Here is a 23,130-nt window from a genome sequence, read left to right as displayed (position 1 = left end):
GCAGTCGTTTCCAACTGTTATCCCCCACGACTGGGCAGTTCCCTAGGCATTACTCACCCGTCCGCCGCTCGTCAGCAGAGTAGCAAGCTACTCTCTGTTACCGCTCGACTTGCATGTGTTAGGCCTGCCGCCAGCGTTCAATCTGAGCCATGATCAAACTCTTCAATTAAAAGTTTTTTTTGAAGCACTCTCTTTCGGGAATGACTTCGGCTCAATGAATTGTACTGTTTATATAAGTGATCCGAACTAGGTTCGAATCTATGAACACTCAATCATTGAGAAAATTTGTTACCATCTAAGATGGTTTCGAATAACTCAACACCTGTGAGTGTCCACACAGATTACTTGATAAATTGTTAAAGAGCGTAGCACCAATTTTTCAGATGCTGCCGATGACGCTAGGTCGTTGGCTTAGGGATGCGTATTCTACACTTCCCGTTGTTGGCGTCAAGCCCTAATTTTAAGAAGTTTTTTCAACTGCCTTTTTCTTATACAAGAGACTTATATAAGAGAACAACAGGTGTAACTCTTAAAGGCTTTTCCGCCTGAGTCATCTTTCGTTAAAAAGTTAACTCAACTTCCAGTGCACATCTCCATGAGATGTAGGCTGTATGCCTGCTGCGCCGTGTCAGTGGTTGCGCATTATAGGGATCTCGGAGCAGAGCACAAGGCCTTTTTTCAGAAAAAACGATCTTTTTTATCTCTTTTAAGATAGCCACACAATACTCACTATTTACCCCCAAACTTATCCACAAACCGTTAAGTTTTAGCTGAAATTTGCAGCACACTACTCAAATACAGATATTTCGATACCAAGCACCTATAGCATTCATGGTCCCTTAAAAATAAAAAGGCCACTCATTGAGTGGCCTTTAGGAATATTAAAGCAAAATAGATGCGATTAGGTCAGCTTACCGTGACATTGTTTGTACTTCTTACCTGAACCACATGGACAAGGATCATTGCGACCCACTTTTTCGCCTTCGCGTACTATCGGAGTATGTGCAGCCAAAGCTTCAGCTTCTTCTGCACCAACGATCGCTTCGGCTGAAGCATGTTGGTAATCACGTTGGATCTTGGCATCTTCCTGACGGCGGCGTTCCTCCATCTCTTCAACATCTGACTGAGCCTGAACCTGAACCTTAGATAGCACACTGATGACATCGTGCTTCAGTGTTTCTAGCATCTGTTGGAATAACTCAAATGATTCACGCTTATATTCCTGCTTAGGATTCTTCTGTGCATAGCCACGAAGGTGGATACCCTGACGCAGGTGGTCCATGGCAGCCAGATGCTCTTTCCACAAACCATCGAGGGTTTGTAGCATGACTGCTTTCTCAAATTGGCGAAGCACCTGTTCACCAACCATCTCTTCTTTAGCCTGATAAGATTTAACCCAAGTATCAACGATACGTTCACGAAGTGTCTCTTCATGAAGATCATCTTCCTTGTCAAGCCACTCCTGTACAGGCATCTTCAAGCCATACTCTTGCTCGAGGCGAGTTTCTAAACCTGGTACATCCCAAAGCTCTTCGACAGATTGTTGAGGGATATATTGGTCAATAAGACCATTAACCACATCGGCTTGAATATTTACGATCGTATCCTGGATGCTTTCTGCATCCATCAGCTCATTTCTTTGTGCATAGACAACCTGACGCTGATCGTTGGCCACATCATCAAACTCGAGCAGCTGTTTACGAATATCGAAGTTACGGGCTTCAACTTTACGTTGCGCATTTTCAATTGCACGAGACACCCAAGGGTGCTCAATCGCCTCACCTTTCTCCATGCCCAGTTTCTTCATCATTGATGAAACACGGTCTGAAGCGAAGATACGCATTAAGCTATCTTCCATAGAGAGATAGAAGCGTGAAGAGCCTGCGTCTCCCTGACGACCGGAACGACCACGTAACTGGTTATCAATACGACGAGATTCATGACGCTCGGTACCCAGAATATGTAAACCACCTGCGGCAACTACGGCATCGTGTCGTACCTGCCAGTCGGCTTTAATCTTGGCTTTCTGTTCATCGCTAGGGTTATTAAGCGCATCGATCTCCATAGCCCAGTTACCACCGAGTACGATATCGGTACCACGACCCGCCATATTAGTGGCGATGGTTACCGCACCGGTACGACCCGCCTGGGCAACGATGTCGGCTTCACGTTCATGGAATTTAGCATTCAGGACTTCGTGTGGGATCTTTTCCTTTTTCAATAAGCGAGCAAGCAACTCTGACTGCTCGATTGAAACCGTACCCACAAGTACTGGCTGGCCACGTTCACGACAGCCCTGGATATCCTCGATAATAGCCGCGTATTTCTCATCCGGAGTTAGATAAACCAGATCCGCATGATCCTGACGGATCATTGGTCTGTTAGTGGGAATCACTACTGTATCTAATCCATAGATATGTTGAAATTCAAATGCTTCGGTATCTGCCGTACCTGTCATCCCCGCTAACTTCTCATATTGGCGGAAGAAGTTCTGGAAAGTAATAGATGCAAGGGTTTGGTTTTCATTTTGAATATGAACCCCCTCTTTCGCTTCAACCGCCTGGTGAAGTCCCTCTGACCAGCGTCGACCCGGCATAGTACGACCGGTGTGCTCATCGACGATGATGACTTCGTTATCCTGAACAATATAGTCGACATCTTTTTCAAACAGTGTGTGGGCGCGAAGTGCGGCGTTCACATGATGGAGCAAAGAGATATTGGTAGCTGAATATAGTGAGTCGCCTTCGGCTAACATGCCACGCTCAGTCAACAGAACTTCTACCTTCTCCTGACCACGCTCGGTCATATGGACCTGCTTAGCCTTCTCGTCGATAGAGTAATCGCCATCACCGATCTCCTCTTCCGTATCCTCTTTCTCCTGTCGAATAAGGTGCGGAATAAGGGTATTAATTTTAGTGTAGAGCTCAGAGCTGTCTTCAGCAGCACCAGAGATGATCAAAGGTGTTCTTGCTTCATCGATAAGAATCGAATCGACCTCATCGATCAGAGCATAATGCAGCGGGCGTTGAACCCGCTCCTGTGGCGAGAATGCCATATTGTCACGAAGATAATCGAAACCGAACTCGTTGTTGGTGCCATAGGTAATATCGGCATCGTAAGCGGCTTTCTTCTCTTGCTGGCCAAGGCCCGCAACGTTAATACCAACGGTTAAGCCAAGGAATTCAAAGAGTGGACGGTTATTCTCGGCATCACGACGCGCCAGATAATCGTTTACCGTAATAATGTGAACACCTTTACCGGTCAAACCATTCAGATAGGCTGGTAGCGTTGCGGTAAGCGTTTTACCTTCACCCGTTCTCATCTCCGCAATACGGTTACTATCCAGAACCATACCACCCAGCATCTGAACGTCGAAATGACGCATTTCAAACACACGCTTCGACGCTTCACGAACTACGGCAAAAGCTTCAGACATGACATCATCTAAAGTCTCCCCAGACTCTAAACGACCACGAAACTCTGACGTTTTAGCCTTTAGCTCTTCGTCAGTCAGCTTTTCATATTCATCTTCCAGTGCATTAATCTTTGTGACAGTTTTGCCAAGAGATTTAAGTGTGCGATCGTTACGACTACCAAATAATTTTGTCAGTATTTTACCAAACATCTGAACCACTTTTTATGTTGTTGGCCTATTCCCGATTGAGTCAAAAGCCTAATTTTATATTAACCTGCTTTGCGGTAGACATATTTCTGCGGATCTATCTGCTGTCCACCCCGCAACACTTCATAATGCACATGGGGCCCAGTCGAGCGCCCGGTACTTCCCATTTTGGCGATACTCTCGCCTTTGGCGATGACATCACCTACGGTTACTAACAAAGACTTATTATGCCCATAACGAGTTCGCAAACCATTGCCATGGTCTATCTCCACAAGCTCGCCATAACCAAACATTTTGCCTGCCCATGTGATCACACCGCCAGCGGTGGCGACCACATCGGTTCCCTCTTTACCGGCAAAATCGATGCCTTTATGCATCGTTCTTCTGCCATTAAAGGGATCATTACGTAAACCATAGGGCGATGATAACCATCCTTTTTGGATGGGCCGCCCAGATATATAACGTTCTTCATCTATATGGAGATTAGATGATACTGTTTCAAGTATTGAAAACTGAACATTATTGTTATCTATTCTTGATACTAACTTATCCATGTCTGCAATAAGTTGGTCTAACTCGATACCGGCACCCAATTCACTCAGGCCGCCCACACCGACTTCGGAAGAGAAATCGAATTGATCTTCTAGTTGATTGTTTTTGGCAACTTGTTGGCCTAAAGCCTCTAAACGAGTCACCTTAGCCTGCATTCGGGCAACATGAGTCACCAGCATAGCCAATTGTGCTTCGGTCGCATCTTTAAGCTTGATAAGCTCATCTTTTTGCGCCTCACGCGCGACTCTCTCATTATCGACATTCGCTTGCTGTTGTTCGACCTGTTTAGCACTATGCTGATATAGACCAGAACCTGCTGCAATCAATAGAACAGGTAACAACAACCAACGCTTACCGGGTTGCCAACGAGAGGCACCATTTCGACCTTGAATAAAAACTGTTACACTCATAGCCTAGTTAAGCCATTTTGTTATCATATGAAAAAGCCCCCGCAGGACCTAAGCCAATTACTGCATCAGCACGGGCAAATGCCTAATATTGCTGAAAAAGCAGAACTGCTATTGCACTTGAATCATCACGTAAAACAGGTGCTAGCCGGTCCAGTGTCGCAGCAACTGAAAGTTGCCAATCTTCGACAGGGTGTTCTTGTTATTGAAACGACTACAGCTGCATGGGCCGCAAGAATAAACTTCCAAAAGGCCAAAATTTTACAACAGCTACAAGCCGAAACGTTACCCATGCTCTCCGCTATCGAGGTCAAAGTCAACCCGAGTCTGGTTTTGTATGAAACAAAGCCCAAAATCCCACAACATGCAATCAGCGAAACAGCTGCTGCACATATTGAGGCACTAGCTGAACATACGGAGGGGTCTTTAGCAGAGAAACTAAAACGGCTGGCTGCATTAGCCAGCCGTTCGAGGCAATCTTAGCGTTAGCAATGAAGTAACTCTCAGTTCGTTTAACCCGAAGGTTAAGCGAATACGGCACCTGCAGGCACAGAAAAGCTCACCGGAGCTTCATCTTCTTCGAAGCTGACAAGTTCCCAAGCTTCTTCTTGAGCTAACAAAGCACGCACTAACTGATTATTTAATGCATGCCCGGTTTTGAATGCACTGAATTCACCAACAATTGCATGACCAGCAACATAGAGGTCACCAAAGGCATCTAAAATCTTATGCTTAACGAATTCATCCTCATAACGCAGACCATCGGGGTTGAGGACTTTATATTCGTCAAGCACAACTGCATTTTCCATGCTTCCGCCAAGTGCTAAGTTATTAGCTCTCAAGTATTCGATATCACGCATAAAACCAAAGGTTCTTGCTCTGCTGATATCGCGAACGAAGGCTGAAGTTGAAAAATCCATCACCATATGTTGTTGACTTCGGGCAATTTCCGGATGATTAAAGTCGATTGCAAAATCTACTCTAAAACCTTTAAAGGGTTTTAATTCAGCCCATTTATCACCATCTTCAACACGCACAGTGTTTTTGATTCTCAGGTACTTCTTGGCTGAAGACTGCTCCTGAATCCCTATAGATTGAAGCAGGAATACCCATGGACTGGCACTACCATCCATAATTGGGATCTCCGGAGCATCGACCTCAATGACAGCATTATCGATACCCAATCCCGCAAGAGCTGCAAACAGATGCTCAATCGTTGAGATGCGAACACCTTCATCATTTACCAGTGCTGTACACATGGTCGTTTCACGCACTAAATCTGCTTTGGCTGGAATAGCTACAGCCGGCTCCAGATCCGTGCGCACGAGTACAATACCCGTATTAACGGGAGCAGGCTTGATACTCAAAGTTACCTTATTGCCGGAATGCAATCCGACTCCGGTAGTTTTAACCATTTCTTTAACAGTTCTTTGAAAAATCATTCTATTACCCGTTCATCTCAACATAAAAAGCTCAAAACCTGTACAGAGAACTCTCTGCATACAGGCGTGGCTGGTCGGATATGCTAACATATCTTTGCAAATTAGCCAAAATTCTACTAGCAATCACCGTCGCGACATTGCAGATGCCACTTTGGTGAAACTATAAAGCTCAATTTAGCCTTTAACAGAGCTATTAATCAGCCTGCTTTCGCAAAAATGCTGGAATATCTAAATAATCAGCTTCATTTTTTGGTGCTGGCGCCGGCGCAGGAGTCGTTTGTGCAACAGGAACAACATTCCCGGTCGCAACAGGCTGAGCAACAAGTTCCTCTGAGGCCGTTTCCTGACGAACTTCAGGTGCAACTACCGGCTCAGGACGAGGAGCAGGCTTAGTTACCAGCTGAATGTCTGGCTTCTTCTCTGCACCGATACCTGTAGCAACAACAGTTACCCGTAACTCATCACTCATTTCAGGATCGATCACCGCACCCACTACGACAGTTGCATTATCTGAAGCGTAAGCTTTAACGTGGTTACCCACAGTCTCAAACTCTTCGATACTCATATCCATACCGGCAGTGATATTAACAAGTACGCCACGCGCTCCGGCAAGATCGATATCTTCCAGCAGTGGACTTGCAACAGCAGCTTCTGCCGCTTCTTCCGCACGGTCTTCGCCACTGGCAACACCAGTCCCCATCATGGCATTACCCATCTCAGACATCACTGTTTTCACGTCGGCGAAATCCACGTTGATCAGGCCAGGACGAGTAATCAACTCAGCAATACCTTGTACAGCTCCCAGCAATACATTATTGGCAGCAGCGAAAGCATCCAACAATGAGGTGCCTCGACCCAATACCTTCAATAGCTTCTCATTCGGTATCGTGATCAGTGAGTCAACATGCTTACCCAGCTCTGTTATGCCTTGATCGGCATAGGACATCCGCTTTTTACCCTCGAACGGGAAAGGCTTAGTCACCACGGCTACGGTTAAGATACCCTCTTCTCTCGCGACTTCGGCAACAACCGGCGCTGCTCCGGTACCTGTACCGCCACCCATACCGGCGGCGATAAAGATCATGTCAGAGCCTTTGATGGCGTTTCTGATATTTTCTTTATCTTCCTCTGCTGCAAGGCGTCCAATTTCCGGATTCGCCCCGGCTCCCAACCCTTTCGTGATGTCACGTCCAAGTTGAATGGTTGAACCTGCAGAAGACTTTCTTAAAGCCTGTGCATCTGTATTGGTTGCCACAAACTCAACACCTTCGATGTTGTGCTTCACCATATGCTCGATGGCATTACCACCGCCACCACCGACACCGATGACCTTAATCACCGCTTCATCAGTATGACTATCCATGATCTCAAACATGGTCTTCTCTCCGTTTTGCCTGCGTTATATGTTAAATAGCGATTGAAACGAGTTTAAATTCCTCTTTATCAAGCTATTAAAACTCACCTTTAAACCAGCTTTGAACCCGATTCCAAAGACTGGTAACCCCTTGACGCTCAGGTCGTTCAAACTGACGCTCGACGACCCTTCTTGCTCCGTAGTGTAACAAGCCTACTCCAGTCGAATAGATAGGCTGATCCACATATTCAAATAAACCTTTCACCGGCAATGGCGATGCCACCCTTACCGGCATACCGAATGTTGCTTCGGCAATATCAACAGCCCCTTCAATGGATGCTGTTCCACCGGTCAGCACAATGCCTGCAGCGATCTGATCTTCGAGCCCTGAGTCTCTCAGCTCTTTCAATACCAGCTCAAACAACTCCTGATACCTAGGTTCAACGACCTCCGCCAATGTATGTCTGGACATAGTTCTGGATGGTCGGCCACCGACAGAGGGAACTTCAATACTGTCTTCACGACTCACCATGGCGCTGCGAGCGCTGGCATATTGAACCTTGATCTGCTCCGCATGGGAAAGCGGTGTTCTGAAAATCTTAGCGATATCGTTAGTCACCTGATTACCGGCAACCGGCACAACGGCACAGTGACGTAATGCCCCGTTAGTGTATATAGCCAGATCTGTGGTACCACCACCGATATCAACCAGACAGACACCTAAGTCTTTCTCATCGTTAGTCAATACAGAATCTGCTGATGCAATCGCTGAAAAAACGAGGTCGTCGACCTTTAATCCACAACGCTCAACACTCTTGGTTATATTCTTTGCCATATCATTGGCACAGGTCACAATATGAACCTTTGCCTCCATGCGCATCCCGGACATGCCGATAGGACTCTTGATACCGTCCTGAACATCGATGGCATATTCTTGAGGCAACACATGCAAAATGCGGCGCTCGGTCGGAATTTTGACTGAGCGAGCCGTATGGATCACGTTATCAACATCATCCTGCGTAACCTCTTCATCGTTGATAGAGACCATGCCATTTTCATTCTGGCAATCAATATGTTTGCCGGAAATGCCCAGGTATACAGATGAGACCTGGCAGTCGGCCATCAACTCAGCCTGATCCAGTGCTCGCTGAACGCTGCGCACAATTGAATCAAGATCATTAACGCCACCTTTGTCCATCCCTCTGGACTGATGGTTTCCCAGACCGACAACGCTGATCTCACCATCGGGTAGCACTTCACCTATGATCACAGCAACCTTTGAGGTTCCTATGTCTAATCCAACGATCAGATTTCTATCTTGATTCTTGGTCATTATTTACTGGCTCTCTTTCTGTGCATTTTCCCAACCTACGGCTAATCCGGTGTCGTAGCGCAAATCTACCTTGGCTACTGGCTTAGATTGCTTAGCCAGTGTCGGATACACATTGATAAACCTTTGTATCCTTGCCATTTTATCTTCTCTACCTAACTCAAGCTTAACTCCGTTATCCAGCGAACCGTGCCATGCATGTCTTGGACTTAAACTTAAGCTGTCTAACTTAAAACCATTTATCTTCAGTAACTCACTGACCTGTCGATATGCCGTTAACACCACTTTCGACTGTCCCTCGGGTCCGGCCAGAAGAGGCAGTGGCCCGATGTCGGCTCTTTGTGGGGCATCAAACACCTGCCCATGAATGTTGAGCCAGGCGTCGCCATTCCAATGAGCAACCACCTGTTGCTCAACCAGGTACACCTTGAGTTTTGCCGGCCACTCACGCCGAACAGAAGCCTGGTATACCCAGGGCAGCGCCTCCAGGGCATTTTGTACCTGATTAACATCTGCCGAGAAAAAGCTTCTCTGCATCAGGTCCTGAAGAGCAACCTGTATCTCTTCATCAGAGGTTCTGGCTCGCTCTCCCCTTATCGCCACCGCCTCGATAGGTAGTGCATCCGCATCATTGACGATCAAATTCAGCTTCCAGGCTCCCATCGATAAACCGAGCAGTACCAAGAGCAAAAACAGAAGTCCGAAACAGAGATACCAATCGACCTGTTCCAGCCTCAATTTCCACCTTTGACCCACCTCAGCCCAAGACACAGATATTCAACCCAATCTATACTTAAATGAAAAAATAAATATGTTAACGAACCACAGAAAACCGGCCATTATATAGACCTTATTCGTGGGGTCAAAATCTGAAACATCATCAATGGGATATCTTTCAAATTTATCCCTCATTCGTTTGCGAAATCGCAAAATCGAAGCCTAAGCTCGATTGTGATAGCTGTTTAGCGATCGCTCCGATATTACCCGCGCCTTGGGTTAATACAAGATCACCCTCCTGCAGCACATCCGGTAATAGACTCAGTAGCTGTTCACTGTCAGAGACAAAAATTGGGTCAAGTTGACCTCTCTGACGTATAGAGCGGCACAAGGCACGGCTATCCGCCCCAGGTATGGGCGCCTCTCCCGCAGCATAAACATCCAGCAACAACAGACAATCAACCTGAGATAAGACTTCGACAAAGTCATCATAAAGATCGCGTGTACGACTATATCTGTGTGGCTGATAAATCATGACTAAACGCTTATCCGGCCAGCCGGATTTTGCAGCTTTGATCGTTGCAGCTACTTCGCTGGGGTGATGGCCATAGTCATCTACCAGAACCATCTCTCCCTTGTCGGTATCGAAACAGCCCAACTGCTCGAATCTACGGCCAATGCCCTGGAAGTCGGCCAGAGCTTGAATAATTGCCGTATCATCAATTTCATCTTCTGTAGCTACGGCAATTGCGGCCAATGCATTGAGTACATTATGTTGACCTGGCAGGTTCACCACGACCTCAATATCTTCAACTCCGTCCCTTCGCAGGGTGAAACGGCTACGATAGGCTTCCTGAACGAAGTTGAGCGCCCGAATGTCAGCATCTTCACTGAAACCATAGGTAACGACTTTACGGCCGACTCTCGGGAGCAGTTCACGTACAACAGGATCATCGATACACATCACAGCCACACCATAAAAAGGCAGGTTATGCAGGAAATCGACAAAGGTTGACTTCAGTTTTTCAAAGTCTCCCTCATAGGTATCCATATGATCCGCTTCAATATTAGTTACAACACTGACCATGGGCTGCAGATGCAGAAAACTGGCATCACTCTCATCAGCCTCGGCGATGAGGTAGCGACTGCGGCCCAATCTGGCATTGGTGCCGGCGCTGTTCAGAAGGCCACCGATAACGAAGGTCGGGTCGCGATCCGCCTGACCATAGACACTGGCAATTAAACTCGTGGTAGTCGTTTTACCATGGGTGCCAGCAACGGCAACACCGTGACGATAACGCATGAGCTCGGCGAGCATCTCTGCACGTTGAACGACGGGGATCCTCAGCGCCTGAGCCTCTAACAGCTCCGGGTTATCAGCACTTATCGCCGTAGAGACCACAACGACATCTGCGCCATGAACCTGCTCTTGTTTATGACCGATATGGATCTTAGCGCCCAAGGATGCGAGTCTCTTTGTCACGGCATTCTCAGCAATATCGGATCCCGATAACAGGTAGCCTTCATTAACCAGTACCTCAGCTATGCCACCCATACCCGCACCGCCGATACCGACGAAGTAGATATGTTTAACCCGTCTCATCTCCGGGATGATGCTTCTTAACTGTGAATACTTCTCTTGATTCTTACTCATCTCAATCCTTTCCGGCTAACCTGATGCAGACGGTTGCAACTTTCTGCGTTGCATCCAATACCGCTGCACTCTTTGCTCGTTGCCCCATCTGGTTCAACTCCTCTCTATCTGAGGCCAGAATCTGCAACTTACCAATCAGCTTATCTGCATCTAAAATCGTTTGCGGCAGTAAAAATGCCCCTCCCGCCTGTACCAGAACTTGTGCATTCCTGGTCTGATGATCGTCAACGGCATGAGGGTATGGTACCAACAGGCTAGGCACGCCAACGGCAGCCAACTCTGAAACGGTCAGCGCTCCCGAGCGGCACAGCACCACATCGGCCCAACGATAAGCCGCTTCCATATCATCGATAAACTCAGCTACGTTTACACTGCCATCCTGGCCCAGGTGTTGATACTCCGCCTTAACCTTCTGAAGGTTTCCCTTGCCTACCTGGTGCCATACTGTGATGGATTGCGTCTTACTCACTGCCGCTGTCACGCTCGGCATCAGATCGTTAAAGACCTTTGCTCCTAAGCTGCCACCAACGACTAAGACCTTCAAAGCATCACCACCAACCGGTGCGCCTGCGCGATCACCCAAGGCGATCAGCTCTTCTCTGATCGGGTTTCCGACAACTTCAGCCTCTGTCTTGCCGAAGGTACCTTCGAAGGCACATAAAACCTGGCTGGCAATTCGTGCAAGAATTTTGTTGGTCATTCCCGGTATTGCATTTTGTTCATGTAGTACCAGGGGGATCCCGGATAGCCTTGCGGCGACACCGCCGGGTCCGCTGGCAAAGCCTCCCATGCCTAAGACGACATCGGGCTTAAAATCCTTAATGACTTCCCTGGCCTGTATGATCGAACGTATCACCTTGAATGGGGCTGCCAGCTTACGCAGCAAGCCGTTTCCTCTTACCCCTTTAATGTCAATAAAATCGATATCGAAACCATGCTGAGGAACCAACCTTGCTTCCATACGCTCAGCCGTACCCAACCACCTGACCTGCCACCCCTGCTGGCAAAGGTATTTCGCGACAGCTAATGCCGGAAATACGTGGCCGCCAGTGCCTCCGGCCATAATCAAAATACGTTTATCGGTAGTAACGGTCGTCATTTACTTTTTTTCCCCTGAACAGCCTGAATTGAGCTCAAACGTCGCTCATGATCGATTCGGATCAATATCATAGCTGCGGCGGTCATAACCCAGAGGCTACTGCCTCCATAACTAATAAAAGGTAGAGTGAGTCCCTTCGTCGGCAACATGCCAATACTTGCTCCCACATTAACGACGGTCTGAAAACAGAACCAGATACCGATAGCGTAAGCAAGATAGCCTTCGAAGGGCTTATCTATCTCAATACATAAATTTCCTAACTTAATGGCCCTGAGGGCAACAAACAGTAGTACCGACAGCACCACAATGATGCCGATAAAACCTAACTCCTCACCGATCACGGCGAAGATAAAATCGGTATGCGCCTCGGGAAGGTATTCCAGCTTCTGAATACTGTTGCCCAACCCCTGGCCGAGCCAATCACCACGACCGTAAGCCATCAAAGATTGAGTCAATTGATAACCGCTGCCGAAAGGATCTTGCCAGGGATCCATAAAAGAGGTTACCCGCCGCATTCTGTAAGGCTCCAGCAACACCAAAGCCACAAAGGCCATCACGCCTGTCAATATCAGGGCAAAGAAGTCCAGCAGACGGGCTCCGGCTAAAAATAGTAAGCCTACCGTTCCCACAAATAACACAACCACGGTACCTAAGTCGGGCTGCATCAAGATCAGAAACGCATAAACAGCAAATACGGCTATCGGCTTGTAGAAGCCTTTTGCATTCTCTCTGATCTCCTGGTGCCGTCTGACTAAATATCCCGCCATATAGATGGCGAAAGCAAACTTAGCGACTTCGGCTACCTGTATGCGAATCGGGCCGACAGATAACCAACGGGTAGCGCCATTGACCGAAGTCCCCACAAGCAATACGGCGACCAACATGATGCCTACTATCAGCAACAATAGGGGGCTAAACTGTTGCCAACGACTCATCTCGATACGCAATACCACAGTCGCAATAACACCACAGCCCACAAGATAGGCAAAATGCCTGATAACGAAGTGGTATGGGTTACCGGTCAGGCTCTGTGCTTCAGGCATTGAAGCCGACATCACCATGACAAATCCAAAACAGATCAGAGACAAAACAGAAAACAGCAAGGCTCGGTCATACAACTGCATTCCCGGAGCCTGCCGCTCTTTAAACAAATTTGGCCAACTCCAATTAACACTGGTGCCAAATAAGTTCAGCTGTCTCTCTTCGCTACGCATCCAGGGCCTCGGTACTCAGTCCCTCGGCCAGACGACGGAAGTCGTCGCCTCTTTCCATAAAGTTCTTGTACATATCCAGGCTGGCACAGGCTGGAGAGAGTAAAACAATATCGCCGGCGATTGCCAGTTGAGCAGCCTTATCTACCGCATCGGCCATCGATTTGACCTTCAGCGAGTTATCGGAAAGGGCGGCAATCTTATCTCCGTCCTTGCCCAACGTAATAAGATGACTCACCTGCTTCAGGACCGGAACCAAAGGTTTAAAATCGGCTCCCTTTCCATCACCACCGGCAATTAAGATGATATCTCCCAGGTGATCGCTAAGCCCCTCTATCGCGGCAACCGTCGCGCCGACATTGGTCGCTTTAGAGTCATTTATGTACGCAACACCATTGTGATTAACAACCAGTTCAAACCTATGCTTGAGCCCGGTAAATGATGAAGCCACCTCAACCATTGCCGCCTTTTCAATTCCGGCCTGATAGGCCAAGGCCATAGCCGCAATAAGATTTGCATGATTATGACTGCCTACCAACGCCACATCCTGAAGGCTGATAACCAAGGCACTGCCGTGTACTATCTTACCTTCACAGATCCCCCACTCATCATTTTCCGGCACAGATAAACCGAAGCTGTTCTGGTTCATAGGGTCTTTAGGCTTGGTCAGCTCATCCTCCCGATTAAACAGGGCGAACCGGGTTTGTGAATATAGCCTCAACTTAGCCTGACGATACGCCTCAATATCACTGTATCTATCCATATGATCTTCACTGATATTGAGACAGGTTGCCGATACGCAGTTCAGACTGTGAGTCGTTTCCAACTGGAAACTCGACAACTCCAGAACATAAAGCTCAATATCGTCCCGGAGTAGATCTAATACCGGGATACCTATGTTGCCACCGACGGCATAATTGATTCCCGCAGCCTTAGCCATCTCAGCCACTAAGGTCGTAACCGTAGATTTTCCGTTCGACCCCGTTATACCGATAACACAGGCATCACGCTCTTTTATGGCTCTGGCAAATAGTTCGACATCACCGATCACCTCGATCTCCATATCGATGGCGGCACGGATCTCCGGAGTATCGATGGCTATGCCAGGGCTGACGATGATCTGAGTCGCCTGCACCAGATAGCGGCAATCAAACCCACCACAGATCAACTCAACACCGGGAAACTCAGCCGCTAACTCATCTGCTCCCGGCGGCTGTTGTCGGCTATCCATGACCAAAGGGGTGATCCCCTGCCCACACAGATAGCGCACGACAGAGAGCCCTGTAGCTCCCAACCCCAATACCAGATGCGACTTGTGGTTAACCATATTCAGTTACCCTTGTTCAGCGATGCAGAGTGCAAAAATGCACTGTGACGTCATAGCAAAATCCATCGGCTACTACCTTAGTTTCAGAGTAGCCAGGCCGAGTAAGACCAGAAACAGAGAGATAATCCAAAAACGAACGATCACTCTGGGTTCAGGCCATCCTTTCAACTCATAGTGATGGTGAATCGGCGCCATACGGAAAATTCTCTGCCCACGCAGCTTATATGAACCCACCTGCAGGATGACCGAGACCGTCTCCATAACGAAGACCCCTCCCATGATCACCAAAAGGATCTCCTGGCGAACCAACACGGCTATCGCACCAAGCGCTGCACCAAGGGCCAGAGAACCTACGTCTCCCATGAAGACCTGTGCCGGGTAAGTGTTAAACCAGAGGAAACCTAAGCCCGCACCGACGATCGCCGTGCAGACAATCACCAACTCTCCTGCCCCGGGCAGATAAGGCAGGTGCAGGTAATTTGCAAATTGAACATGACCTGAAAGATATGCAATTAAGGCAAACGCCGCCGCCACCATAACCGTAGGCATAATAGCCAAACCGTCCAGCCCGTCGGTCAGGTTGACCGCATTACTCGAGCCAACAATGGTGAAGTACGCCAGCACGATAAATAAACCACCGAGTTGAGGCATAATATCTTTAAAGAAAGGCACAACCAGCTGTGTTTCTCCTGCCAGGTCGGCAGAGGCATAAAGGTAAAATGCGATGATCAATGCCGCAAGTGACTGCAAGATATACTTCCACTTGGCAATCAAACCTTTGGTATCTTTTCTAACAACCTTACGGTAATCATCGATAAAACCAATTAAACCAAAGCTTGCGAGCACGAATAACACCACCCACACATAACGGCTGGCAAGATCGCCCCAAAGCAAGACGCTGATAAACACGCCGGCTAAGATCAGGATGCCGCCCATAGTCGGCGTACCACGCTTACTGAAATGAGATTCCGGTCCATCATTGCGAACAATTTGACCGATCTGCAGCATCTGCAGACGCTCAATCATCTTAGGTCCCCACCAAAGACTAAATATCAAGGCAGTTAACAGGCCAAGAATGGCTCTGAACGTTACATAAGAAAAAACGTTAAACCCAGAGTAAAACTGAGTTAAATACTCCGCCAGGTAGACCAGCATTAAACAAACTCCCCTCGCCCGTAGGCAACTGTTAAGGCTTCAACCACGCGTTCCATCTTGGCACTGCGCGAGCCCTTGATTAAAACAGTTACATCACCTTGTAACTGATTAATAAGACTAATTAAATCATGCACTATCTTTTCCAGCTCCTGATGATGAACACCACCAAAGGCAGCACTCGCGTTGGCGCTTAATTCCCCCAGTGAAAACAGTGCATCGATCCCTCTGTTTTTCGCAAGCTCACCTAGCTGAGCATGCAAAAGGGACGCATTGTCGCCTAATTCTCCCAAATCACCCAGCACTAAACAGCGATATCCATCAATTTCTTGAAGCCAGTCAATTGCGGCACCCACGGAGGCGGGATTTGCGTTATAGCTGTCGTCAATGACTCTTACCCTGCCAAGTTGAGTTGGCAGCATTCTACCCTTGACCGGTTCGAGCAGGGATAGACCTGTAACGATCTCACTCAGAGGCACTCCCAGAGCTAAACAGATCCCCGCAGCAGCAAGCGCATTGCTCACCTGGTGGCGGCCGGACAAGGGCAGTGTCACCGACACCTCTTGTGCCTGATAACGCATAGTAAAACGGTATCGACCAAGTGGATCGGCCTCAAGCTCACAGGCTTTAAGGTCGGCTGCGGACTCAATGGCAAACGTTAACTGTTTATGCTTACCGGCCGCCTCTCGCATCACCTGAGCAAAGTCGTCATCGGCATTAATCACAGCCGTCCCGTCAACACTGAGATGATTAAAAATTTCAGACTTGGCAACAGCCACACCAGCTAACGATCCGAAGCCTTCCAGATGAGCCGAGGCGACGTTGTTGACTAATGCAACATCGGGTTTTACCAGTGACGAGGTGTAATCGATCTCCCCCCTGTGATTTGCTCCAAGCTCGAAAACACCGAACTCATCTCCCTCCTCCAGACGAAGCAGGGTAAGGGGAACACCGATCTCATTATTAAAATTACCAGCGGTGTAGAGCACCTTTGCTCTCTGGGATAAGATGGTTGCGACCATCTCTTTCACACTCGTCTTACCGTTAGAGCCGGTCAGCGCGACAGATCTCGGCTGAATCGTATCTCTCAGGTAAGCCCCGATATCTCCCATCGCTTTTTGAGTATCTCTCACAATAAGCTGGGGAATATCTATGGGCAGCTCTCGGGTAACAAGAAGTGCACAAGCGCCATTGTCTACCGCTACCAGGGCAAAATCATGGCCATCGAACCGTTCACCTTTCAGCGCCACAAAAAGTGTCTTAGCCTCAATGTTTCTGCTGTCACTGCAGACATGGGTAATGATAAGATCTCGCCCTATGAGACGAGCATTTAGCCTGTGACTTAATTGCGATAACTGTAACGGAATCATAACTGGCTCCCGGCGAGTTCACGGGCTAACGCACGCTCATCATAATCACGGCGCTCTCCGGCCACCTCCTGATAGGTTTCATGTCCTTTGCCCGCAAGCAGCACGATATCTCCGGCTTTGGCATCTGCCACCACCTGACGGATAGCCAGTTCACGATCCACTTGTGTGAATGCCTTATCGGGAGCCGTTAACCCCTTCAGAATATCACCTATGATAAGCTCGGGTTGTTCACTCCTGGCGTTATCACTGGTCACAACAACTCTATCAGCATACTTTTCGGCAGCTTGTGCCATCAACGGGCGCTTACCCTTATCACGATCACCGCCACAGCCAAACAGACACCACAACTCTCCGTCACAGTGTCCTCTTAACGCCTGCAGAGCCTGCTCGATTGCATCGGGAGTATGTGCATAATCGACCACTAAGGTGACATCGTCTTGGGTAGTAAAACGCTCCATTCGCCCCACAACGGCTTGCAGCTTAGGTACAACCGAGAGCAGTGCATTCATATCGAAGCCCAGCAGGTATAACGCCCCCAGTGAAGCGATTAAGTTCGATAGATTAAATGAGCCCAGTAGCGGTGAACGCAGCTCGGCTTTCCCCTCAGGCCAAACTAATGTTGCATCCACCCCCTGGTGATGAAAGTGGTTATTTTCGGTATATATGGCTCTCGATATATCAACGGCCCCGGCCTCGCCATGAATGCTGAAGCTGGTAAACTTCTGCACATCATGTTCGGCCAGCCACTGCTTACCTATCTCATCATCGAGGTTGATCAATCCATGGTTCAGCGAGGGGAAGTTAAATAACCGCTTCTTTGCATCGCCGTAGGCCTGCATGCTTCCATGGTAATCAAGATGATCACGACTTAAGTTAGTGAATACCGCCACATCGAATGGAATGGCTTCAACTCTTCCCTGTGTTAAACCGTGGCTGGAAACCTCCATTGCACATAATTCGGCGCCTTTAGCATCAAACTCCTGAAGCTGGGCCATGATGGTGATGGGGTCTGCAGTCGTATTACCGCTATCGACCAACTCTCCCCATAGACCGTTACCTAAGGTCCCCATGACAGCACTTTGCTTCTCCAACAAGCTGACCAGTTGAGCCATCAACTGAGTAATCGATGTTTTGCCGTTGGTTCCCGTGACACCGACCAACTTCAGGCGACTTGCGCTTAACGGATAGGCTTGTGCCGCCAATGCCGACAACTGACGGTTTAGCTGGAAAAATAGTATCTGTACACCTTCTCCGTCTGCCAGCTGTCCGTGACTCTCAGGATCATCGGTATGAACCAGAGCTGCTACGGCGCCTTGCTGCAGGGCAGCTGTAATATAGTTGCGGCCATCAACCTGATGACCCGGGATCGCAATAAAAAGATCCCCGCGTTGGACGGCCCTGCTATCCAAGGTCATCTTATTAAAACTTTCAGCCCCCGCGTAATGAAACCAGGGCGCTAATAAATCACGTAACAGCATCACTCAGCTCTCCTCGTTGTACCTGCTAAGCGTACCTTCTCTCTGGATGAAATTGGTTCAATATTGAGCATCTGCAGGGCTCCTGACATCACCGCAGCAAACACTGGCGCAGCAACGTCACCACCATAATATTTGTCGCCCTTGGGCTCATTGACTACGACAACAATCGCCAATTCCGGATTATGCACAGGGGCTACCCCGGCAAACAGGGCGACATAATCTTCACCATAACCACCGGCAACGGCCTTACGTGCCGTTCCCGTCTTTCCGGCCACCGGATAGCCCTCGATATGAGCCTTAGTCGCCGTGCCCCCTTTTTCAGTGACACCGATAAGCATCTCCATTACCCTCTGCGCAATCTCGGGGGAGATGACCTGCTCACCCTCGGGCTTCTGCTTGAGTTTCAGGATAGAGACGGGGTACAGCACACCTTTGCTGCCTAAGGTGGCATAGAGTCTCGCTAACTGTAGTGGCGTTACCATAAGGCCATAGCCAAATGAAAGTGTCGCACGCTCAAACTCAGACCAACGCCTGCGGTCATGGATCAGTCCGGCACTTTCGCCGGCAAGGTTGATACCCGAGTAGTTACCCAGCCCCATAGATTGATATGCCCCCAGCAGCTCCTGCACTGGCATTGAAAGCGAAATTTTTGCCATGCCGACGTTGCTCGAGTGCACCAATACATCGGCAAGTGATAGATCACCATAATATCTAGAGTCCCGGACGATCTTGCCGCCGATCCTCATTCGCCCCGGATAGGTGTTGATAATCTGATCGGATTGGATGGTTCCGGCTTCGAGTGCAGCGGCGACAACGAATGGCTTAATGGTCGACCCCGGTTCGTAAGAGTCTGTCAGCGCACGGTTACGCATTCTGAACGCCTGCAGATTATCGCGGGAGTTGGGGTTGTATGATGGCGTATTCGCCATCGCCAGCACCTCACCGGTGTGAACGTCCAGCACCACGATAGATGCGGATGTGGCTTGGTTTATCTCGGTCGCTTTTTTCAGTTCACGATATGCCAACTGTTGAATTCGCTGATCCAGACTCAGCACGAGATCGTTTGGGCTGTCTCCATCTTGTACGATATCGAGACGCTCGACGACATGGCCATCTCTTGATTTACGGACTTTCTGTTTAGATGGGGTACCGGTAAGCCAGTCGTTATAGGAGTTTTCGATTCCTTCGATACCAATATCATCGATATTAGTAATACCCACCAGCTGAGCAGAGATCTCACTGGTCGGATAATAACGCCTGGACTCCGACTTAAGGTAGACACCGGGTAATTTTAACTTACTGATATAATCCGCAACGGCCGGTGTCACCTGACGCTTGAGATAGGTGAAACGTTTCTTGGGGTTAGATTGCACCCGTTCCAGTATCTTCTCTTTAGGCTCATGAAGAATATCAGCCAGTGCTTGCCAGCGGCGCATATCCACAAAGCCATTGCGATCATGGACCACTTTCGGATCGGCATAAACGGCCTTTACCGGCACGCTCACGGCTAACATCTCACCATTACGATCGGTGATCAGTCCACGTTGCACCTCCCTGCTGGTTGTGCGCAACGTACGCATATCACTCTCGTGGCGTAACTTTTCCGGCTCGATGATCTGAATATAGGCGGCGCGACCGATAAGACTGGTAAACAGCAGGCATACGAAAGCCACGACGACATACAAACGCCATTCTATTAACTGCGGCTTCTGTTTACGCTTTGCCTGTTTGTTCATTACACCCTCAACAACACTCCCCAATAAAGCCTCGGGGAATAGCTAGTTTTACTCACTTATTTTTAAACACTTATTCATCATGGTACTCTCACCACGATCTCCTCCCTGGGGAGTGGGCGGCTCATCTCCAGCTCTTTAGTCGCAAAACGGGTGATCCGGCTATGCTCAGACTGCGACTGCTCCTCGAGGAGTAAATTACGCCACTCTATGTCCAGTCGATCCCGCTCCTGTAGCATCTGATCCCACTCTGTGATGTACTTTCGACTCACATGGCTTGTGTATACAACGGCAATGGCATTGATCATCACGGCCACAGCAAGCAGTAACACCCACTTGTGATGCCACAGATCGAGCAACACGATTCTGGGAAGATTTAATTGAGACTTGCTCAAACCTTACTCCCGCCGACGGCAACCTTCCTCAAGGGGAAGCAGCTAATTAGCAGTGACACAGCCACTTCACCCGACATTAATATTCCAACCGCTCCGCAATCCGCAATACAGAGCTGCGGGCCCGGGTATTGCGCTCAATCTCCTCCTCTGAAGGCTTTATGGCTTTGCCTACACCTTTGAGTAGACGGGTCTTATTGATCTCGGCTTCTGTGATAGGCAACCCATGGGGGACACTTTCACCTTGGCTATGGCGACGAATGAAGCGCTTCACCATCCTGTCCTCCAGAGAGTGAAAGCTGATCACCGATAAACGCCCATGGGGAGCGAGTACCTTCAGCGCCCCCTCCAGCGCCTGATCGATCTGCTCAAGCTCACTGTTGATATAGATCCTGATGGCTTGAAAAACGCGTGTGGCGGGATGCTTATTGCGCTCCTTGCTCTTACTCACCCGAGCAATTAAATCTGCCAACTCTTTGGTTCTCAAGAAGGGAGTCTTCTCTCTGTCGGCCGCGATACAACGGGCAATATGTCGGGAGTTCTTCTCCTCTCCATAGGTTTTAAATACCCAGGCCATGTCCTCTATCTCAGCTCGGGCAATCCACTCTGCAGCCGTTTCTCCTTGAGAGTTATCCATACGCATATCGAGCGGACCATCTCGCAAAAAGCTAAAGCCACGCTCGGCGTCATCGAGTTGCGGAGACGAAACACCGAAGTCCAGGAGCACCCCATCGATCTTGCCTTTCAGGCCCAGCTCTTCTACATATGTAGCCAACTGCCCAAAGCCACCATGAACTATGCTGAATCTGGCATCATCGGCAAACTGCTCGGCGGCGGCAATCGCCTGAGGATCCCTGTCGATAGCGATTAGGCGACCATTTTCGCCCAGATGCTTAAGCACCTCCCGAGAATGACCACCACGACCAAATGTGCCATCGATATAGATACCATCTTCTTTAATATTTAGGCCCGCTACAGTTTCAGTTAGCAGTACCGATAAGTGCGCAAATTCTTGGCTCATCATTCTCTTCTATCTATTAGCTTCACTGATCACAGTGAGAAATCGGCAAGACGCTCATTTTCAGCGAACTCTTCGCTTTGAATCGTCTCTCGGCTGTGCTCTATCTGCTGCTGCCAAGCAGTTTCATCCCAAAGTTCAAACTTATTCAGCTGCCCCACTAACATTGCCCGCTTCTCTAAATTGGCATATTGACGAAGCGGGGGGGGTAGTAATAATCTACCGTTCCCATCGAGTTCACACTCATGGGCATAACCCAGCAGCAAGCGTTTCATGGATCTTTCAGTGGCCCGGGTATCTGATAGCAACAGTAATTTTGCTTCGATCTTACTCCATTCATCCAATGGATAGAGCAAGAGACAGGGGGATTGAAAATCAACGGTAATCACTATTTGGCTGTTAAATTCGGCGTGCAGAGGCTCACGGTAGCGCTTTGGAATAGCGATCCGGCCTTTTGTATCAAGATTGATAGCGCTCGCCCCACGAAACACGTTAGCTTATCCTTGCCAGTAATAAGTGATCCACAATTATCCACAATTTCCCACAAGACCTAAGTTTAGAGACAGAACGCAAGCATTGTCAAGGCCACAAACCATTTATAAATCCAGTATTCAAGCGGGTTAGAAGCAAATTTAAAATATTGTAAAAGCAAGAAATAATAGGGGTAAAAAGTGGATCTACATCCCCAAAAAGCAGAAAAAATAGACAGGTATAACACTACATTTAACATTAATTAATATTTAAGTGGGAAAAAGTCTCCTGCATCTCCCTAATAAGAGGACATCTCTACCTGTTGAGCCTCACTAACTCGTCCTGGCCCGCACTATCCGCTAACAGATAAAATGCATTAGCGACTCTCCGCAAACACGCCTGAACGGTATAAATATTGACCACAGCTTGCCGATAAAGGAATATATACTTAACAAAGGAGGAGATATGGTTGGTTTAGACAGTTTATACGCCATGCTGGCTCGCCCCATTCCACCGGTTATAAAACGAAAGCGAGTCGTTGAACAGACGGAGTACAGTAAGGGGATCGCGCCAGACAGCCACGAGGCACCTCAATCACAACTTCCGCCTAACCTCGAACGCCGCCATGCCGTTGAAGACAGGCGCGCCTCACCGCGAGGCGATCGCCGTGGTCAGAAAGAACGAGAGGAGAAGAGAAAAGAGGAGATAGCTAAAGCTCAGAAAGAAGCCGCAGAGTCTCCCCTTCCCCATATCGATATTGATGTTTAACGAAGCGCCATAGATTCAACAAAACCAGGAACG

The 23,130-nt window shown here is 48.5% G+C and carries 19 protein-coding genes and 1 rRNA gene; 2 read left to right on the top strand and 18 right to left on the bottom strand.

The features are described 5' to 3' along the window. The 3 genes from Q1B47_RS15095 to Q1B47_RS15085 form a co-directional block, all read right to left on the bottom strand. Positions 1-169: ribosomal RNA gene (locus Q1B47_RS15095) — 16S ribosomal RNA — on the bottom strand; the annotation flags it as partial. 732 nt (positions 170-901) lie between these two features. Beyond that, a complete protein-coding gene (gene secA, locus Q1B47_RS15090) occupies positions 902-3,625 on the bottom strand; it encodes a preprotein translocase subunit SecA (RefSeq protein ID WP_299795254.1) in 2,724 nt (907 codons plus the stop codon). A 59-nt stretch (positions 3,626-3,684) separates the two neighbouring features. Beyond that, positions 3,685-4,584: a M23 family metallopeptidase gene (locus Q1B47_RS15085; protein WP_299795252.1), complete on the bottom strand. Its 900-nt coding sequence runs from the start codon at positions 4,582-4,584 to the stop codon at positions 3,685-3,687. Positions 4,585-4,611: 27 nt separating this feature from the next. On the opposite strand from Q1B47_RS15085, the gene Q1B47_RS15080 reads away from it, so the two are divergent. Further along, positions 4,612-5,064 (top strand): DciA family protein, encoded by a 453-nt coding sequence (locus Q1B47_RS15080; RefSeq protein WP_299795250.1) that lies wholly within the window; start codon positions 4,612-4,614, stop codon positions 5,062-5,064. A gap of 41 nt (positions 5,065-5,105) precedes the next feature. Here Q1B47_RS15080 and lpxC read toward each other — a convergent pair whose 3' ends face one another. The 15 genes from lpxC to mraZ form a co-directional block, all read right to left on the bottom strand. Beyond that, positions 5,106-6,023 (bottom strand): UDP-3-O-acyl-N-acetylglucosamine deacetylase, encoded by a 918-nt coding sequence (lpxC, locus tag Q1B47_RS15075; protein ID WP_299795248.1) that lies wholly within the window; start codon positions 6,021-6,023, stop codon positions 5,106-5,108. 193 nt (positions 6,024-6,216) lie between these two features. After that, on the bottom strand, positions 6,217-7,398 hold the full coding sequence (gene ftsZ / locus Q1B47_RS15070; protein ID WP_299795246.1) for a cell division protein FtsZ: 1,182 nt from the start codon (positions 7,396-7,398) through the stop codon (positions 6,217-6,219). 76 nt (positions 7,399-7,474) lie between these two features. Then, entirely contained in the window at positions 7,475-8,710 is a 1,236-nt protein-coding gene (ftsA, locus tag Q1B47_RS15065) for a cell division protein FtsA (RefSeq protein WP_299795244.1), read from the bottom strand. Between the two features lie 3 nt (positions 8,711-8,713). Continuing rightward, positions 8,714-9,478: a cell division protein FtsQ/DivIB gene (locus Q1B47_RS15060; RefSeq protein ID WP_299795242.1), complete on the bottom strand. Its 765-nt coding sequence runs from the start codon at positions 9,476-9,478 to the stop codon at positions 8,714-8,716. Between the two features lie 130 nt (positions 9,479-9,608). Continuing rightward, positions 9,609-11,078 carry a UDP-N-acetylmuramate--L-alanine ligase gene (gene murC / locus Q1B47_RS15055; protein ID WP_299795240.1) on the bottom strand — a complete coding sequence of 490 codons (1,470 nt, stop codon included), beginning with the start codon at positions 11,076-11,078 and terminating at the stop codon, positions 9,609-9,611. Position 11,079: 1 nt separating this feature from the next. After that, a complete protein-coding gene (gene murG, locus Q1B47_RS15050) occupies positions 11,080-12,177 on the bottom strand; it encodes an undecaprenyldiphospho-muramoylpentapeptide beta-N-acetylglucosaminyltransferase (protein WP_299795238.1) in 1,098 nt (365 codons plus the stop codon). Beyond that, complete coding sequence (ftsW, locus tag Q1B47_RS15045) at positions 12,174-13,391, bottom strand: cell division protein FtsW (protein ID WP_299795236.1); 1,218 nt, start codon at positions 13,389-13,391, stop codon at positions 12,174-12,176. Before ftsW ends, murG begins: the two co-directional genes overlap by 4 nt. After that, positions 13,384-14,715, bottom strand: coding sequence for a UDP-N-acetylmuramoyl-L-alanine--D-glutamate ligase (gene murD / locus Q1B47_RS15040; protein WP_299795234.1), 1,332 nt, complete (start codon positions 14,713-14,715; stop codon positions 13,384-13,386). The genes ftsW and murD overlap by 8 nt, the downstream gene beginning before the upstream one ends. A 72-nt stretch (positions 14,716-14,787) precedes the next feature. Next, positions 14,788-15,870, bottom strand: coding sequence for a phospho-N-acetylmuramoyl-pentapeptide-transferase (gene mraY, locus Q1B47_RS15035; protein WP_299795232.1), 1,083 nt, complete (start codon positions 15,868-15,870; stop codon positions 14,788-14,790). Then, on the bottom strand, positions 15,870-17,237 hold the full coding sequence (murF, locus tag Q1B47_RS15030) for a UDP-N-acetylmuramoyl-tripeptide--D-alanyl-D-alanine ligase (RefSeq protein WP_299795230.1): 1,368 nt from the start codon (positions 17,235-17,237) through the stop codon (positions 15,870-15,872). The genes mraY and murF overlap by 1 nt, the downstream gene beginning before the upstream one ends. Beyond that, positions 17,234-18,715: a UDP-N-acetylmuramoyl-L-alanyl-D-glutamate--2,6-diaminopimelate ligase gene (gene murE / locus Q1B47_RS15025; protein WP_299795229.1), complete on the bottom strand. Its 1,482-nt coding sequence runs from the start codon at positions 18,713-18,715 to the stop codon at positions 17,234-17,236. The genes murF and murE overlap by 4 nt, the downstream gene beginning before the upstream one ends. Next, a complete protein-coding gene (locus Q1B47_RS15020; protein WP_299795228.1) occupies positions 18,715-20,451 on the bottom strand; it encodes a penicillin-binding transpeptidase domain-containing protein in 1,737 nt (578 codons plus the stop codon). Before Q1B47_RS15020 ends, murE begins: the two co-directional genes overlap by 1 nt. Positions 20,452-20,528: 77 nt before the next feature. Then, entirely contained in the window at positions 20,529-20,843 is a 315-nt protein-coding gene (gene ftsL, locus Q1B47_RS15015) for a cell division protein FtsL (RefSeq protein WP_299795227.1), read from the bottom strand. Between the two features lie 76 nt (positions 20,844-20,919). Then, on the bottom strand, positions 20,920-21,861 hold the full coding sequence (rsmH, locus tag Q1B47_RS15010) for a 16S rRNA (cytosine(1402)-N(4))-methyltransferase RsmH (RefSeq protein WP_299795226.1): 942 nt from the start codon (positions 21,859-21,861) through the stop codon (positions 20,920-20,922). A 29-nt stretch (positions 21,862-21,890) separates the two neighbouring features. Next, entirely contained in the window at positions 21,891-22,349 is a 459-nt protein-coding gene (gene mraZ, locus Q1B47_RS15005) for a division/cell wall cluster transcriptional repressor MraZ (RefSeq protein WP_299795225.1), read from the bottom strand. 445 nt (positions 22,350-22,794) lie between these two features. On the opposite strand from mraZ, the gene Q1B47_RS15000 reads away from it, so the two are divergent. Then, positions 22,795-23,097 carry a hypothetical protein gene (locus tag Q1B47_RS15000; protein ID WP_299795223.1) on the top strand — a complete coding sequence of 101 codons (303 nt, stop codon included), beginning with the start codon at positions 22,795-22,797 and terminating at the stop codon, positions 23,095-23,097. The last annotated feature ends 33 nt before the right edge of the window (positions 23,098-23,130 follow it).

This window comes from uncultured Shewanella sp., assembly GCF_947501225.1.
Classification (GTDB): domain Bacteria; phylum Pseudomonadota; class Gammaproteobacteria; order Enterobacterales; family Shewanellaceae; genus Shewanella.
This window is presented reverse-complemented; position numbering and strand designations above follow the sequence as displayed.